This window comes from Rhodococcus sp. RD6.2 (assembly GCF_001040705.1).
In the GTDB taxonomy this organism is placed as follows: domain Bacteria; phylum Actinomycetota; class Actinomycetes; order Mycobacteriales; family Mycobacteriaceae; genus Rhodococcus_G.
Genome location: NZ_CVQP01000012.1, coordinates 88,925 through 104,758, shown reverse-complemented (window position 1 = coordinate 104,758; position 15,834 = coordinate 88,925). Strand labels below are relative to the sequence as shown.

Here is a 15,834-nt window from a genome sequence, read left to right as displayed (position 1 = left end):
CTCTGATTCCACCCCGCCAGTCTAGAGACCGCGACGTCCGTGAGCGCTCCGCAGAACGGTCGCGTCGAGTTCCGCGACGGAGGCGAAACCGGCGAGCCCGAGCGTCACGTCCAGGTCGGCGAGCAGCATTCGTAGCGCGTGCCGCACACCATCGGCGCCCGCCAACCCCAGCCCGTACACCCACGGCCGCCCGTACAGCACCGCATCGGCACCCAACGCGAGCGCCTTCACCACGTCGGCGCCGGTGCGGATCCCGGAGTCGAGCAGGACCGTGGCCCGCTCACCGATCGCCGCCGCGACGTCGGGCAACGCGTCCAGCGCGGCAATCGCGCCATCCACCTGCCTGCCGCCGTGGTTGCTGACCACGACCCCGGCCGCTCCCGCGTCGACGACGGCGCGAGCATCGTCCGGATGCACGATCCCCTTCACCACGATCGGCAGGTCCGTCCACTCGGCAAGGCGCGCAACGTCACCCGACCGGATCGCATGGTTGCCGAACATCGAGACCCAGGTGAGCACCGCCATCTGCATGGCCTCGAGGCTCTCCTCCGGCGGGGTCGTCAACCGGGACCGGAAGACCGGGTCGGACAGGTAGTTCGCGATGCCCTTCGCCTGTAGAAACGGCAGGTGACCGAGTTCGAGGTCGCGGGGCCGCCACCCCATCCCGGGAGTGTCGGCGGTGAGGACTATCGCCTTCGCGCCCGCGGCGGTCGCGCGGCGGACCAGCGACTCGGCGACCTCGTCGTCCGACGGCCAGTACAACTGGAACCACCAGTTCTCACCCGACACCTCCGCGACCGACTCGATCGACGTGGACGCCGCCGTCGACAACACCGATCCCACACCGAGTTCCGCCGCCGCGGCGCCGACGGCACGCTCCGCATCCGGATGGACCAGTTCCAGCACGCCGACCGGCGCCGTCAGCACCGGCGCCGCGAGGCGCGTCCCCAGCACCTCGACGCTCAGGTCTCGGGCGTCGGCGGATGCGGTGCCCCGCAACATCCGCGGCACGATCGCATGCCGGTCGAACGCCGCCAGGTTCGCGTCCGCGGTCCGTTCCGACGACGCGCTGCCCGCGACATAGCCGAACGCGGCGGGCGACAACCGCTCCCGCGCCAACTCCTCCAGTCCCGCCGCCGTCATCGGCAGTTCCGGCACCGCGCCACCGAGGCCGGCGAAGTAGATCTCGTTCTGCATGTTGCCGAAATTGGTCACGCCGCGACCGTAGCCGCTTCGCGCGCCGTTCACGGGGAGATGCCCTGCCGCGCCGGAATTGGATAGCGTCGACCCATGCATGCGATCACCGTCACGTCACCGGGTGGACCCGAAGTCCTCACGTGGACCGAGGTTCCCGACCCGACACCGGGGCCCGGCCAGGTGCTGATCGACGTCGCCGCCACCGCCGTCAACCGCGCCGACGTCCTGCAACGCCGCGGCCTCTACCCGCCCCCGCCCGGAGCCAGCGACATCCTCGGACTCGAATGTTCCGGCACGATAGCCGCACTCGGCGACGGTGTGCGGGACTGGCAGGTCGGCGACCGCGTGTGCGCACTCCTCGCGGGCGGAGGCTACGCCGAGAAGGTCGTCGTCGCGGCAAGCCAGGTGCTGCCGATCCCCGACGGCCTCGACGTGGTCGCCGCTGCCGCTCTCCCCGAGGTCGCGTGCACGGTGTGGTCGAACCTGGTGATGATCGGGGGAATGCGCAGCGGGCAACTCGTCCTCGTCCACGGCGGCGGCGGCGGGATCGGGACGCATGCCATCCAGGTCGCCGTCGCTCTCGGCGCCACCGTCGCCGTCACGGCGGGTTCCGAACACAAGCTTGGCGCGTGCCGCGACCTCGGCGCCACGATCACCGTCAACTACCGCGACGAGGACTTCGTCAACGTGGTCCGCGAGGCGGGCGGCGCCGACCTGATCCTCGACAACATGGGCGCCAAGTACCTGGGACGGAACATCGACGCCCTCGCCCCCGACGGTCAGCTGTGCGTCATCGGCATGCAGGGCGGCGCAGTCGGCGAACTCAACCTCGGCAAGCTCATCGCCAAGCGGGCCCGCGTGTTCGCCACCGGACTGCGCGGACGCCCCGAGGCCGGGCGATCCAGCAAGGCCGAGATCGTGTCCGAGGTGAAGCGGCGACTGTGGCCGCTGGTCGCGGACGGCACCGTCCGGCCCGTCGTGCACACGGAACTCCCGATCACCGAGGCGGCGCGCGGGCACGAGCTGCTCGACTCGGCGGACACCGTCGGCAAGGTGGTCCTCACCGTCGGCTGACCGCGCCCCTGTTGGTTCCCTGATGTCACATCGAGGGTCACCAAGTGACCCGATGTGACATCAAGGAACGAGCGCAGCGGTCAGCCCAGCGCGGCGACGGCCCGCACGAGCTGGTCGATCTCGTAGCGGGTGGTGTACGGCGCGAGGCCGACGGTGATCGCGCCGCCCTCCTCGTTGACGCCGAGCGAGTCGAGCAGCCTGCTGCCCCGGCCTCCGACGACGGTGCCGATGCGACGTTCCGCGAAGTGTTCGGCGGCCTTCTCCGCGCTGACGCCCGAAACAGTGAAGCTGATCGCGGGGACCCGGCTGTGCGAGGTACCGATCAGCGTCACCTGTGGGAGGCGGCGCAGCGAGGCGAGGAGCCGTTCGAAGAGCCGGTCGTGGTAGTCCTGCAGCGAGCTGATCGACGTCTCGAGGCGTTCGCGCCGGGACCCGGTGGCGGATTCGTCGAGGTTCGCGAGGTAGTCGATGGACGCGGTCAGTCCCGCGAGGAGGGCGTACTGGTGGCCGCCGATCTCGAGGCGTTCCGGTCCGAGCGCGTGCGGGTTCAGCGAGATCGACGGGATCCGGTCGATGAGCCCAGGGTCACGGAACACCAGCGCCCCGATCTGCGGGCCTCCCCAGCTGGGGCCGCTGACGGCGAGGACGTCGGCGCCGAGTTCGTGGATGTCGACGTGCGCGTAGGGGGCGGCCGCGATGGCGTCGCACACCATCAGCCCGCCCATCTCGTGGATGCGGTCCGACGCGACGCGGACATCGGGCGCGGACCCGACGATCGGCGACGCCGCCGTCAGCGCGACCAGCCGGGTCGTGGGCCCGATGAGTTCGGCGAACTGCCAGCTGGGCAGGTCGCAGGTGTCGATCTCGACCTCGGCCCAGCGCACCTGGGCGCCGTAGCGGTTGGCGACACGCAGCCAGGGTGCGACGTTCGCTTCCTCGTCGAGCCGTGACAGGACGACGCCGGTGCCGAGCCCGAGCCTGGAGCTGAGCGCCTCGGCCAGCCATGCGAGCAGTGTCGCCCGGTCCGGTCCGAGCACGACTCCGGCGGGATCACCGCCGACGAGGTCGGCGATCGCTTCGCGCGCGGCGTCGAGCGTCGCGGCGGCGCGGCGCGCACTGACATGCGGGCCGACGTGCGAGGAACCGGAGCCGCGGAAGCCCTTCGACACCGCGGTCGACACGGAATCCGGGTGCAGCATTCCGGACTGGGGATCGAGATGGATCCATCCGTCTCCCAGGGTCGGGATCAGTCCCCGTACCCGGGCGACGTCGTAAGCCATGACCGACAGCCTAAGACCTGATTTCGTAGCGATGCGATCGGGTTGGCGGATTGCACACCACGACAGCCGATCTGAGCAGCGCAGACACCGAACTCCGATCCGGTGCTTTAGCGCTTCGCCGCCGAAACGGACAAGATGGAGTCATGACGCATCCGGAGAGTGAACACGTCGTCGTGATCGGACCCGACGGTCGGCCTGTGACGTCGGAGTCGCCGGATTCCCCGCAGGACGCGACCGCGCAACCGTCGGGCAACGGCACCGACGCCCCCGACGAGGCAGGTGACGCCGCCGAGGAGCGCGAGGAAACCCTGGCGGACATGGTCGAGCAACCCGCGAAGGTCATGCGGATCGGCACCATGATCAAGCAGCTCCTCGAGGAGGTGCGGGCAGCTCCGCTCGACGACGCCAGCCGCAATCGGCTCAAGGAGATCCACAAGTCGTCGATCAAGGAACTCGAGCAGGGCCTCGCGCCCGAGCTGCGCGAGGAGCTCGAACGTCTCGCGTTGCCGTTCACCGATGACAGCGTGCCGTCGGACGCGGAGCTGCGGATCGCGCAGGCGCAGCTGGTCGGCTGGCTCGAGGGACTCTTCCACGGCATCCAGACGGCACTGTTCGCGCAGCAGATGGCGGCACGGGCGCAGCTCGAGCAGATGCGGCAGGGCGCGTTGCCGCCCGGACTCGGGGCGGCAATCCACCAGCAGGGCCAGCAGCCGCCGGGGACCGGTCAGTACCTGTAGGCGCGGTCGGTGCTCGTGGCGCAACGGTAGGGTGGACCACCGTGCCAGCCGCCGTCAGTCAATCCGGTGGGCTGACGTCGCTTGAAAGGCGCACATGACTGACCACGTGAGCATCGAGACCACCAACGCATACGTCGACTTCCCGATCTTCGACGCCAAGACGCGATCGTTGAAGAAGGCGTTCCTCGGGAAGGCCGGCGGCGCGATCGGCAGGAACGATTCCGACGTCGTGGTCGTCGAGGCGCTCAAGGACATAACCCTGTCCCTCAAGCAGGGTGACCGGGTCGGCCTCGTCGGACACAACGGCGCAGGCAAGTCCACCCTGCTGCGCCTCCTGTCGGGGATCTACGAGCCGACGCGCGGCAGCGCCCGCGTCCGAGGCCGCGTCGCGCCCGTGTTCGACCTGGGCGTCGGCATGGACCCGGAGATCTCCGGCTACGAGAACATCATCATCCGCGGCATGTTCATGGGCATGACCCGCAAGCAGATGCTGGCGAAGGTTGACGAGATCGCCGACTTCACCGAGCTCGGCGAGTACCTCAACATGCCGCTGCGCACCTACTCGACCGGCATGCGGGTGCGGGTGGCGCTCGGCGTCGTGACCAGCATCGACCCCGAGATCCTGCTGCTCGACGAGGGCATCGGCGCGGTCGACGCGGACTTCATGAAGAAGGCCCGCACCCGGCTGCAGGCTCTGGTCGAGCGGTCCGGCATCCTCGTCTTCGCCTCCCACTCCAACGAGTTTCTCGCGCAACTGTGCGATCGGGCGATGTGGATCGACCACGGCCAGATCCGGATGAGCGGCGGCATCGAGGACGTCGTGCGCGCCTACGAGGGCGACGAGGCAGGCGACCACGTCGCGCACGTCATCCAGGAGCTCGAGCGCGAGAAGTCCGCGGCGTCCGCGAACGGCACCGTGTGAGCAGGATCATCGGCGTCGTCGTCACCCACCGACGACGGGAACTGCTCGCGGAGTCACTGAAGGTCCTCACCGCCCAGACCCGCCCCCTCGACCACCTGATCGTCGTGGACAACGCGGACGAGGGCGCGGTGCGGGAGCTGGTGGAGTCCGCGGACATCCCGACCACGTACATCGGGTCGAAGCACAACCTCGGTGGTGCGGGCGGATTCGCCCTCGGCATGTTGCACGCGTTGGCGCTGGGTGCGGACTGGTTGTGGCTCGCCGACGACGACGGCCGGCCCGAGGGCCCCGAGGTGCTCGCGACGCTGCTGGCGTGCGCCGAGCGCAACGCGTTGGCCGAGGTGTCCCCGGTCGTGTGCAACATCGACGAGCCCGAGAAGCTGGCGTTTCCGCTGCGTCGCGGCCTGGAATGGCGCCGGACCCGGTCCGAGCTGGGTGAGGGCGACCTCCTGCCGGGTATCGCGTCGCTGTTCAACGGCGCCCTGTTCTCCGCGGCCGCGGTGGACGCCGTCGGCGTCCCGGATCTGCGTCTGTTCGTGCGCGGCGACGAGGTCGAGGTGCACCGCAGGCTGGTCCGTTCGGGACTGCCCTTCGGCACCTGCCTGACCACGGCGTACCTGCATCCGTGTGGCACCGACGAGTTCAAGCCGATCCTCGGCGGACGCATGCACACGCAGTACCCGGACAACGACACCAAACGGTTCTTCACCTACCGCAACCGCGGCTACCTGCTCTCGCAGCCGGGTATGCGACGGCTGCTCCCCCAGGAGTGGCTGCGGTTCGGCTGGTACTTCCTGATCACCCGCCGCGACCCCGCCGGTCTGCGGGAATGGGTGCGACTTCGCAAACTCGGCCGGGAGGAACGCTTTGAGCGGCAGTGACGTCACCGTCGAAGACGGTACGGCGACCACGGAAAACGGGCGGGTAGTGTCGTCCCCTGTGTCTGCAGCACCCACCGAATCCCTGACCTCCGCGGCTCCCGATTCCCGGACCTTCCGGCGAGCGTTCCAGGACCTGCGGGACGGGTTCGGTCATCGCGAGCTGTGGCTGCACCTGGGCTGGCAGGACATCAAGCAGCGGTACAAGCGGTCCGTGCTCGGCCCGTTCTGGATCACCATCGCCACCGGCGTCTCCGCGGTCGCGATGGGTCTGCTGTACGGCACGTTGTTCAACATGGACATCGCCTCGTTCCTGCCGTACGTCACCCTCGGCTTCATCATCTGGAACCTGATCAGCGGATCCATCCTCGAGGGCGCGGACGTGTTCATGTCCAACGAGGGCCTGATCAAACAGCTGCCGACACCGTTGAGCGTGCACGTCTACCGCCTGGTGTGGCGTCAGATGATCCTGTTCGCGCACAACATCATCATCTACGTGATCATCTTCGCGATCTTCCCGCAGCCGATCAGCTGGACGGCGATCGCGGCGATACCGGCGCTGTTCCTGATCGCGATCAACGCGATCTGGGTGTCGCTGCTGTTCGGCATCCTCTCGACGCGGTACCGCGACATCGCACCGCTGCTCGGCAGCATCGTGCAGTTGCTGTTCTTCATGACGCCGATCATCTGGACCGAGAAGACCCTCGAGGGGACGGGCAACGCGGATCGGGCCAAGATCGCCGAGATCAACCCGCTGTACCACTTCCTCGACATCGTGCGGGCACCGCTGCTCGGTGAGGATCAGCAGCTCTACCACTGGCTGATCGTGCTTGCGGTGACCGTGGTCGGCTGGGCGATCGCGCTGGTCGCGATGCGTAACTACCGCTCACGCGTCTCCTACTGGGTCTGACAGGGCTCCTACCCGGTCCGGGGCACCATCCGCACGAGTTGGCTGTGGTTGGCAGGCACGCGGTCGTCGATCACGTACCCGACGTTCGCCAATGCCCGGTACAGGTCGGAGTCCACGAAGTGGAACGGTGCGAAGTGCCACCACACGTTGGCGGGGTGCAGGTACTCGCTCGCCGTGTCCCGTTCGCCGTCCGTGACCACCCACACGATGTCGCAGTCGCGGGTCAGTGCGCGCCTCGCGACCTGATCGGCGGTGGCATCCGAGTCCCAGAGGCTGACGCGGTCGACGGCGGATTCACCGAATCCCACGTCGGTGAGGTCGTCGAACGCGCCGGGGCGGGCCTGTTCGACCGACCGCAGTGACGTCGGCTGCCACGACACCGACGGCGCGAATGCAACGCAGTCACCGGGTGCTGCGCGCTCGGCGATGTCGTCGGCGATCGTGCTGTAGTCCATGCCCCCCGGCTTTCCCCACGGCTGCCGCTGCGCGAGGTAGGCGGGTAGGGCTGTCGCTGCCAGCACCAGCAGTGCCAGCGTGATCGCGAGTCGGGACCGCAACGCGGTGACGGCGAGTGCCACGACGAGCGCGACCGCCGGTGTCGTGAAGATCAGGTATCGGCCGATGTAGATGTTGCTCGCGAACGCCGAGTAGGCGAGGAAGGTGGCGATCGGCACGAGGATCCACGGCAGGGCGAGGGCGAGCACGGCCGTCGCGGCGGCGTCGCGGCGCCAGATCAGCGCGATCGCGCCCGCGACGACGAGCACCAGGCAGCAGAGCGCGAACCACGGCGCACCGGGGAACCACTGCTCGACGAGGACGGTCTGCACCACCGTCGCGTCCAGCGGTGGAACCCACCTGATCTGCTTGGACTGCGAGATCGCGAGGACCGCGAACGGTGTGGCGAGAAGCCCCGCGGCGAGGGCCGCGACCACGAACCGCAGCCGATGCCGTGCGGGTGTCGCGGCAACGGTCACCGCGTGGGCGACGACGAGAACGGCGGTATAGAGGAACACCACCGCGGACAGCGCGATCAGCACCGCATAGAGCGCCCACCACCAGCGCTTCGTCGAGCGGAGGGCAACGACGAGTACGAGACCTGTGACGGCGCCGAGTGCCGCGACAATCGCGTAAGACCGGGCCTCGGTTCCCGCCCAGGTGACCCTCGGCAAGATCATGAAAACGGCGCCTGCAACCACGGCGAACCGGGTGCCCCCGAGGATCCGCGCCAGCTGGACGAGGGCAGAGGCCGCAACCCCGACCGCGACCGCGCTGGGCAGGCGCGCGGTGAACTCGCTGATCCCGACGACGTCGAACCAGGCGTGCATCAGCGCGTAGTACGCGCCGTGGACGGCGTCGATGCGTCCGAGCAGTTCCGTCAGCTCGGGGATCGTGCGATCGGCGGCGCCGATCGTCGCCGCCTCGTCCCACCAGAACGACGGGATCCACGCCCCGGCCAGGGCGATCAGTGACGCGAGCAGACCCGCGGCGAGCGGCAACAGCGACCGTGACGCCCGCGACCTGCGCCGATGACGCGGCACGGTCGCGGGCTCAGCGGTCTGCGTCACCCAGTCAGGCCTCGGTGCCGTAGAGGCGCGTCCAGTTCTCCCGGCTCGTGATCCGCGGCAGCGCATCCGCGTAGGTGGCCTTCATCTGCGGCGCTTCCTTGCGGAGCCGCCAGCACACCTTCGCCGCCTGCCGGGTCAGGTCGATCGCGGTCTGCTTGTCACGCCTGCGCACCCGGACCGCACCCTGCGATGCGTCCGTGACGGTGGCCTGCGAGAACAGGGACACGTGCCACCAGTTGGCATAGTGCGCGGGAATGGTGACCGGGCGTCCGTCGACCTTGCCGAGGAACTGCTGCACGGCCCGCTTCGCGAGCACCAGGCCCTCGCGGCTCTCGTCCGGCTCGAACTGCCACACGTCCATCTGGGTGTGCGGGTCGGCTTCGGCGCCGACCTCGACGGCCGGACGCGCGACGGTCTCCGGGTAGCGAGCCCGAAGTGCCCGGATCTCACCGAGCACCGCCTGGCCGCCGTCCTCGAGGAAGTCGGGTCCGGCGAGGAAGTCCTCGGCCGCCTTGATGAACGTCGCGGCCAACCCGTACTGCATCGACACGATCAGCTCACTGATCTTGCGGAAGAGGTACTTGGCGATGGTCGTGCCGTCGAAACGGCCGTAGATCGCGGACACGATCAAACCGTTGCGAATGCTGAAGTAGCGCGCCCAGTCGTCGTAGTCCTTGAGGTGGAAGTCCGCGTGCCACACGCCCGCGTTGGGCAGGGTGATCGTCGGGTGCCCGGCGAAGCGCGCGCGAATGCCGTACTCGATGTCGTCCCACTGGAAGAACAGCGGAAGCGGCAGTCCGCAGTCGGCGATGACCTCGGCGGGGAGCAGGCACGTCCACCACCCGTTCCACCCCGCGTCGAACCGTCGTTCCTGGTTCTTCTTGCCCAGGTCGACGCCCATCATCGCGCCGGGGGTGAGGGCGCCCGCGGTGATCTCGTCGAGCACCTCCCGCTCGGCGCTGACGTGCAGGATCTGCGGGTTGCTCAGCGACAGCATCTGCGCGCCGACGATCGCGGGCTTGACCGTCATGTTCGCGAACGCGTTCATCCGGAGCACGGTCTCGGGTTCGCAGAGGATGTCGTCGTCCATGAGGATGACGTTGGCGTGCGCGGATCCGGGTGCCGAGGTGATCTCGTGCATGCCGCGGGAAAATCCGCCTGCGCCACCGAGATTCGGCTGCGTCAGGTAGATCAGTTTGCTGCCGAGGCTGTCGGCGATGTCTGCGAACGCAGGCCGGGACTGGACCTGGTCGGTGCCCTGGTCGACGATGCACACCGCATCGATGTCCGCCATCGCGCCCGCGTCGCCTGCGAGAGTGCCGACGGTGACCGCGCAGTCATCGGCGCGATTGAACGTGCAGATGACGACGGCGGCGGGACGGAGGTGCTCGGGGGCGTCGACGGTCCACTGGACCTCGGTGACGGTGACGTCGCCTTCGAGGGCGTCGACCTCGAGCCACAGGGCGCCGCCGTCGACGAACCGGTCCAGCCTGCCTTCGAGCGTCAGGGTGCCCGATCCGGCGACGTCGTTTCGGACGACGAGACGCTTGCGTCCACGCGCGTCGGAGGCGCGGAGCGAGAAGGCCGCGGACCCGCTGGTCGCGTACGTCAGCTCGAGGCGAACCGACGTGACCGCGGTCCAGCGCTGCCAGAAGCTGGCCGCGAACCGGCCGAAGTAGGTGTTGGTGCTCGCGTGTGCGCCCTCGTGCAGGACGAGTTCCGCTCGAGAGGCGATCGCACCGCCCTTGACCTCGACGTACATTTTCTGCGGGACACGCGGCGACGGTGCCGCGAACAGTCCGCGCTGAGCAGTCAACCGGTCACGCGGAGCGGGCTCGGACAGTCCGTCCTTGAGAGCCTCGACATCGTGTGCCACCGTCGCATCTCCCACCGTAGATGCCTGTTCCATCGAGTACGCCCCAACCGTGTGTGCTGGCCACTTGTACCTGACCGTTCGCGGTGAACAGTACCAACCGACCGGCAGCCGACCCCTCGTCAGTGCCCGCGCCGGGATGTGGGTGATCCGTCAGTTCCAGCCGATGCCGAGGGATCCGATGGCCACGGACCCGAGGCCGGTGAGGCCGAAGCCCTCGACGAGGGAGCCGGTGTTGGCGGAACCGGTGTTGGACGAGCCCGTGTTCACGGAGCCGAGGTTGGTGGATCCGGTGTTCGCGGACCCCACGTTCCCGGACCCGGTGTTCGCGGAGCCGACGTTGCCGGACCCGGTGTTCGCGGACCCCACGTTCCCGGACCCGGTGTTCGAGGAACCGATGTTGTGGGAGCCGGTGTTGTCCGGTCCGATGTTGTAGGAGCCGGTGTTGTTCTCACCGACGTTGTTGGATCCGACGGCGCTGGCGGTGGTGGACGATCCGCCGGGGCCCGAACCGCCCGACGATCCCGTCGCGGTGAGGTCGGACGATCCGATGCCGAGTGCCGACGCTATTTCGCGGCATGGCAGCACCGTCCCCGGAGCCGCGACCTGCGTGAGAACCGCGATGTCCGCGAGCCCGACGGGCTGGCAGGCGTGGACGGCGGCGGCGGGTCTGAGTGACCCGGTGTCGCCGGAACCGGTGTCCGCTTGCGCTGCTCCGGCGCCCGCGACGGCGAGCGCCGCAAGCACCGCCCCGACGGCGGCCGTCCGGCCGGTGGTGGACCGCGTGAACGTCTTCATGGAGTGCTCCCTCTCGAGCGAACTCTCAGTGAAATCCGGTTCCCTGCGGTCGTGACGGTACCGTCACGTGTGCTGGTGTGCGCGGCGAATCGCCGTCGTGCCGAGCGGTTTACTCCGCCAACTGCTGCTTGGCGATCTCGGGGAGGTCCTCGGACGTCCCGCCGTCGTTCGATCCGTAGCCGAGTTCGACGGAACCGACGTTCCCGACCCCGGTTTCGGACGAGCCGACGTTGAACCAGCCGGTGTTGCCGTAACCGATGTTGAACCAGCCGCTGTTCGAGGAACCGAGGTTCAGGCCACCCGTGTTCTCGAATCCGCCGTTGGCGGAGCCGGTGTTGGCCCACCCGAGGTTGTTGTCACCGCTGTTGGCGAATCCGCCGTTCGCGGAACCCGTGTTGGCCCAGCCGACATTGCCGGTTCCGGTGTTGAGCGAACCCGAGTTCGCCGAGCCGGTGTTGGCCCAGCCGTCGTTGAACCAGCCGGTGTTCCCGACGCCCGTGTTGGACGAGCCGGTGTTGCCGAAGCCCTCGTTGCCGAAGCCCGCGTTGCCGGACCCGGAGTTGCCGGAACCCGTGTTGCCCCAACCGTCGTTGTCGAACCCGGTGTTGTAGGACCCGGTGTTGGAGGACCCGATGTTCGAGGAGCCGACGTTCGTCGAGCCGAGTGCGCCGTCGTTCAGTGCGTCACCGGCGCTGCCGATGCCGACGAAACCGCGGTAGGGATCGGATGCTGCCGCCGAGGCGGTGGCGGCGCCGGACGCGGACGCGGTGCCGTCGTCGCTGATGTCGCACGGGGCGAGGAGGGTGTCCCCGTCGAATTCCGAGCAGATGGTGTCGACCGGCGGTGCGGCGTGGGAGACCCCGGCGGAGCCGACGGTGCCGAGCGTCGCCGCAACGGCGACGGTGTGGAGTGCGGCACCACGACGGGCGGTGGTCCAGCGGGTGGGCGCGCGATGAGAACCGGCCATGGTGACATCCTTCCCAGGGCCCAGCGGCCGCCGGTCGATACGGTCAACAGAACACCGTGTCGACGTTGAACACCGTGCCGCAGGGACGATCAGGTCACCCGCGGGTGCAGCGTAACTGAGGGGGTCACACCCCGCACTGCCTGGGATTGAGACGATCCGGGGCTAGCCGGACCGTTCGACGCGGGCGTAGGCCGCCTCGGTTTCCGCCTTCCGTGGGCGCCACCACGCCTCGTTGTCGCGGTACCACGCGACGGTCGCCTCCAGCCCGGCGTGGAAGTCGCGGTAGCGCGGTTGCCAGCCGAGTTCGGTGCGCAGCAGCGTGGAGTCGATGGCGTATCGCAGGTCGTGTCCGGGCCGGTCGGGGACGTGGTCGAAATCGCCTGCGTCACGTCCGAATATCTCGAGCAGGGTGGCGACGACGGTCCGGTTGTCGACTTCTCCGTCGGCACCGATCAGGTACGTCTGGCCGATCCGCCCGCGGTCGAGGACGTCCCACACGGCGCGATTGTGGTCGTCGACGTGAATCCAGTCGCGCACGTTGCGTCCCGCCCCGTACAGCTTGGGTCGGTCACCGTCGAGGAGGTTGGTGATCTGACGCGGGATGAACTTCTCCACGTGCTGGTAGGGGCCGTAGTTGTTGGAGCAGTTGGAGATAGTGGCGCGGACCCCGAACGAGCGCACCCACGCCCGCACCAGCAGGTCGCTGGATGCCTTCGTCGACGAGTACGGGCTCGACGGGTTGTAGGCGGTGTCCTCGGTGAAGCGCGCGGGGTCGTCGAGTTCGAGGTCGCCGTACACCTCGTCGGTGGAGATGTGGTGGTACCGGACGTCGTGCCTGCGAACCGCGTCGAGCAGCGTGTAGGTACCGACGACATTGGTCTGCACGAACGGCCACGGATCGCCGAGCGAGTTGTCGTTGTGCGATTCGGCGGCGAAGTGCACGACGGCGTCCGCATCTGCAACGAGCCTGTCGACCAGGTCAGAATCGGTGATGTTGCCGTGGACGAATGTGATTCGGTCCGCGACGCCGTCGAGGGAGCTGCGGTTGCCGGCGTAGGTGAGGGCGTCGAGGACGGTGACCTCGACGTCGGTCCGTTCGGTGACGGTCTGGTGGACGAAGTTGGCACCGATGAACCCGGCACCGCCGGTGACGAGCAGCCTCATGTGCAGGAACAGTACCGGCCCGCGCCCGGTCACCGATGCCCGTGGATGCGGTCGTCCAGCTGGTCGAGGATCAGGTCGAGTCCACGATCGAACTCGTTTCCGTAGGCGTAGTCGGCACCGATCACCATCTCGCGCATCATCTCGGTGAGGTAGGGATAGGTGTCGGCGGGCAGGTCGATGTCGCCGACGAATGCCTCGGCGGTCTCGCCCGCATCGAACGGGAGTGTGACCTCGGTCAGCACGAACCCGTACACGTAGGCGTCGATGACGGAGAACGCCTGCGCGGCGAGGTCCACGGAGAACCCCCCTCGGCGGAGGGAGCCGAGGACGGAGTCGTGGTGCCGCAGCAGCGCCGGACCGGGACGTCGTCGTGACTCGATCAGCGGAAGTGCCCAGGGGTGGGCGGCGAGCACGGACCGCGCGGACGCCGCGCGCTGCGTCATCGCGGGGCGCCACCGCTCGGCGGGATCCGGCAACCGGATCTGGGCGAACACCCAGTCCGCGAGGCCGTCCAGCAGTTCGGTCTTGCCCGCGACGTGGTGGTAGAGCGACATCGCCTCTACGCCGAGTTCCTTACCGACTCCGCGCATGCTGACGGCGGTCAGTCCCCCTCGATCCGCGACGCGAGCGGCGGCGGCGACGATCGCGTCTCGGCTGAGTCCTGGCCGTTGCGTCATGTCGTCCTTCCACACCCCTTGCGAGACTTACACCTGTAAGCCTAGTCTTCACACCAAGACTTACAGGCGTAAGGGAGAAACCCGATGAAGGCCGCAGTAGTCGATCGATACGGTCCACCCGACGTCGTGCGAGTGGCCGACGTACCCACCCCCGAACCCGGCGCGGGAGAGGTACTCGTCCGCGTCGACAGGGCGGCGGTCACCGTTGCCGACGCTCGAATCCGGGGTGCGCGCTTCCCCCACGGCTTCGCCCCGTTCGCACGTCTGGCGTTCGGCGTCACCCGACCACGACGCACGATCCTGGGCACCACCTTCTCCGGCGTCGTCGAGCAGATCGGCCCGAAGGTCGACGCCTTCGACGTCGGCGATCGGGTGAGCGGGATGACCGGCATGCGGATGGGCGCGCACGCCGAGCGCGTCGTGGTCGCCGCCCGACGCATCGTCCCCACACCTGCGGACGTGAGCCACACGGACGCCGCAGCGGTCCTGTTCGGCGGCACGACCGCGCTGTACTTCCTCCGGGACCGGGCCCGGTTGCGTCCCGGCGCATCCGTTCTCGTCAACGGCGCATCGGGAGCCGTCGGAACGTGCGCCGTCCAACTCGCGACCCTCCTCGGCGGCCGCGTCACCGCCGTCACGAGCACCCCCAACGTCGCGCTGGCGACCCGACTCGGCGCCGACCGGGTCGTGGACTACACGACGACCGATCCGTTCGACACCACCGACCGCTACGACGTGGTGCTCGACACCGTCGGCACCGTCTCCCCCGCCCGCGGCAGACGAGTCCTCGCCGCCGACGGGCGACTCCTGCTCGTCGCGGCCGACCTGTGGACCACGGCGACGCCGCGGCGCGGCGTCCACACCGGCACCTCCGGTGAGGTGCCCGACGACTTCCGGTATCTGCTCGACCTGGTTGCGGCGGGGAAGTTGACCCCGGTCGTGGACGAACTCGGCGGCCTGGGCGACATCGCCGACGCCTACGCCCGGATAGATTCCGGGCACAAGGTGGGGAACCTCGTCATCGCTCCCGGGTCGTGAGCGCGGATGTGGCGGCCGCACGCCGGGCCGCCAGTGTGCGCCGGACGTACAGACCGACCAGGACGACGGCGACGACGATCACGACGTACTGCAGAACCGAGGAGTACCGCTCGACCTGCGACCAGTTCTCCCCGAGGAAGTACCCGGCGAGGATGAAGATCGAGTTCCAGATCCCGCTGCCGAGCACGGTGTACAGCACGAACGTGCCGAGCGGCATCCGCGAGACTCCCGCGGGGACGGAGATCGCGCTGCGCACCAGCGGCACCATCCGGCCGAAGAACACGGCCTTGGTTCCGTGCCGGGTGAACCACTCCTCCCCCTTCCGCAGGTCGTCGACGGAGATCAGTGGCAGCCGGTCGACGATGCGCGTGAGGCGGTCCATTCCCACGGCGAGACTGATCCAGTAGAGGACGAGCGCCCCCACCAGCGAGCCAGCCGTCGTCCACGCGATCGCCTCGACCAGGGTCATCGAGCCGCGGGCGGCGGCGAACCCCGCGAGCGGCAGGATCACCTCGCTGGGGATGGGCGGGAAGAGGTTCTCGATGCCGATGGCGATGCCTGCGCCCGGCCCCCCGATGGCATCCATCAGGTCCACTGCCCAGTCGGCGACGGCACCGAAGAGTCCATCGGAGGTCGTGGCGGCTGCGAGTGCGGAAGTCACCGCATCGATCGTACCGACCCTTCCCGGCCAAACGGACAATCAGGACAGTGAGTATGTCGCGACGGCACCGAGCCGGCGGCCACACCGTGGAAC

At 68.7% G+C, this 15,834-nt stretch carries 15 protein-coding genes; 6 read left to right on the top strand and 9 right to left on the bottom strand.

Translation table 11 applies throughout. From position 1 onward, the window contains the following. Positions 1–21 precede the first annotated feature (21 nt). Complete coding sequence (locus RHCRD62_RS24270; RefSeq protein WP_172671138.1) at positions 22–1,197, bottom strand: alpha-hydroxy-acid oxidizing protein; 1,176 nt, start codon at positions 1,195–1,197, stop codon at positions 22–24. A gap of 93 nt (positions 1,198–1,290) precedes the next feature. On the opposite strand from RHCRD62_RS24270, the gene RHCRD62_RS24265 reads away from it, so the two are divergent. After that, positions 1,291–2,271 carry an NAD(P)H-quinone oxidoreductase gene (locus tag RHCRD62_RS24265; protein WP_050067334.1) on the top strand — a complete coding sequence of 327 codons (981 nt, stop codon included), beginning with the start codon at positions 1,291–1,293 and terminating at the stop codon, positions 2,269–2,271. Between the two features lie 80 nt (positions 2,272–2,351). Here RHCRD62_RS24265 and RHCRD62_RS24260 read toward each other — a convergent pair whose 3' ends face one another. Next, positions 2,352–3,551, bottom strand: a complete 1,200-nt coding sequence (locus RHCRD62_RS24260) for a cysteine desulfurase-like protein (protein WP_050067333.1) — start codon at positions 3,549–3,551, stop codon at positions 2,352–2,354. Positions 3,552–3,694: 143 nt separating this feature from the next. On the opposite strand from RHCRD62_RS24260, the gene RHCRD62_RS24255 reads away from it, so the two are divergent. The 4 genes from RHCRD62_RS24255 to RHCRD62_RS24240 all read left to right on the top strand — a co-directional run bounded on the left by RHCRD62_RS24255 (position 3,695) and on the right by RHCRD62_RS24240 (position 6,998). Then, a complete protein-coding gene (locus RHCRD62_RS24255) occupies positions 3,695–4,288 on the top strand; it encodes a bacterial proteasome activator family protein (RefSeq protein ID WP_050067332.1) in 594 nt (197 codons plus the stop codon). Positions 4,289–4,382: 94 nt separating this feature from the next. After that, the gene (locus RHCRD62_RS24250) at positions 4,383–5,210 is read left to right on the top strand and encodes a galactan export ABC transporter ATP-binding subunit Wzt/RfbE (protein ID WP_050067331.1); all 828 of its coding nucleotides are present in this window, start codon (positions 4,383–4,385) and stop codon (positions 5,208–5,210) included. Then, positions 5,207–6,091, top strand: coding sequence for a galactofuranosyltransferase GlfT1 (locus RHCRD62_RS24245; RefSeq protein WP_050067330.1), 885 nt, complete (start codon positions 5,207–5,209; stop codon positions 6,089–6,091). The genes RHCRD62_RS24250 and RHCRD62_RS24245 overlap by 4 nt, the downstream gene beginning before the upstream one ends. Before the next feature lie 58 nt (positions 6,092–6,149). Continuing rightward, a complete protein-coding gene (locus RHCRD62_RS24240; protein ID WP_050067329.1) occupies positions 6,150–6,998 on the top strand; it encodes a galactan export ABC transporter permease subunit Wzm/RfbD in 849 nt (282 codons plus the stop codon). Between the two features lie 8 nt (positions 6,999–7,006). On the opposite strand, the gene RHCRD62_RS24235 is transcribed toward RHCRD62_RS24240, so the two are convergent. The 6 genes from RHCRD62_RS24235 to RHCRD62_RS24210 form a co-directional block, all read right to left on the bottom strand. Continuing rightward, positions 7,007–8,563 (bottom strand): glycosyltransferase family 39 protein, encoded by a 1,557-nt coding sequence (locus RHCRD62_RS24235; RefSeq protein ID WP_253277470.1) that lies wholly within the window; start codon positions 8,561–8,563, stop codon positions 7,007–7,009. 4 nt (positions 8,564–8,567) lie between these two features. Further along, positions 8,568–10,472 carry a glycosyltransferase gene (locus RHCRD62_RS24230; protein ID WP_050067328.1) on the bottom strand — a complete coding sequence of 635 codons (1,905 nt, stop codon included), beginning with the start codon at positions 10,470–10,472 and terminating at the stop codon, positions 8,568–8,570. A gap of 117 nt (positions 10,473–10,589) precedes the next feature. Beyond that, a complete protein-coding gene (locus RHCRD62_RS24225) occupies positions 10,590–11,234 on the bottom strand; it encodes a pentapeptide repeat-containing protein (RefSeq protein WP_050067327.1) in 645 nt (214 codons plus the stop codon). Positions 11,235–11,343: 109 nt separating this feature from the next. After that, positions 11,344–12,201: a pentapeptide repeat-containing protein gene (locus RHCRD62_RS24220; RefSeq protein ID WP_050067326.1), complete on the bottom strand. Its 858-nt coding sequence runs from the start codon at positions 12,199–12,201 to the stop codon at positions 11,344–11,346. 162 nt (positions 12,202–12,363) lie between these two features. After that, the gene (gene rfbB, locus RHCRD62_RS24215; RefSeq protein WP_050067446.1) at positions 12,364–13,365 is read right to left on the bottom strand and encodes a dTDP-glucose 4,6-dehydratase; all 1,002 of its coding nucleotides are present in this window, start codon (positions 13,363–13,365) and stop codon (positions 12,364–12,366) included. A gap of 29 nt (positions 13,366–13,394) precedes the next feature. Further along, positions 13,395–14,042: a TetR/AcrR family transcriptional regulator C-terminal domain-containing protein gene (locus RHCRD62_RS24210; protein ID WP_050067445.1), complete on the bottom strand. Its 648-nt coding sequence runs from the start codon at positions 14,040–14,042 to the stop codon at positions 13,395–13,397. A gap of 84 nt (positions 14,043–14,126) precedes the next feature. Between RHCRD62_RS24210 and RHCRD62_RS24205 the strand changes: the two genes are divergently transcribed. Beyond that, positions 14,127–15,080, top strand: a complete 954-nt coding sequence (locus tag RHCRD62_RS24205) for an NAD(P)-dependent alcohol dehydrogenase (RefSeq protein ID WP_050067325.1) — start codon at positions 14,127–14,129, stop codon at positions 15,078–15,080. Here the strand turns inward: RHCRD62_RS24205 and RHCRD62_RS24200 are convergent. Next, complete coding sequence (locus tag RHCRD62_RS24200) at positions 15,061–15,741, bottom strand: DedA family protein (RefSeq protein WP_050067324.1); 681 nt, start codon at positions 15,739–15,741, stop codon at positions 15,061–15,063. The two genes, RHCRD62_RS24205 and RHCRD62_RS24200, sit on opposite strands and share 20 nt — an antisense overlap. Positions 15,742–15,834 lie beyond the last annotated feature (93 nt).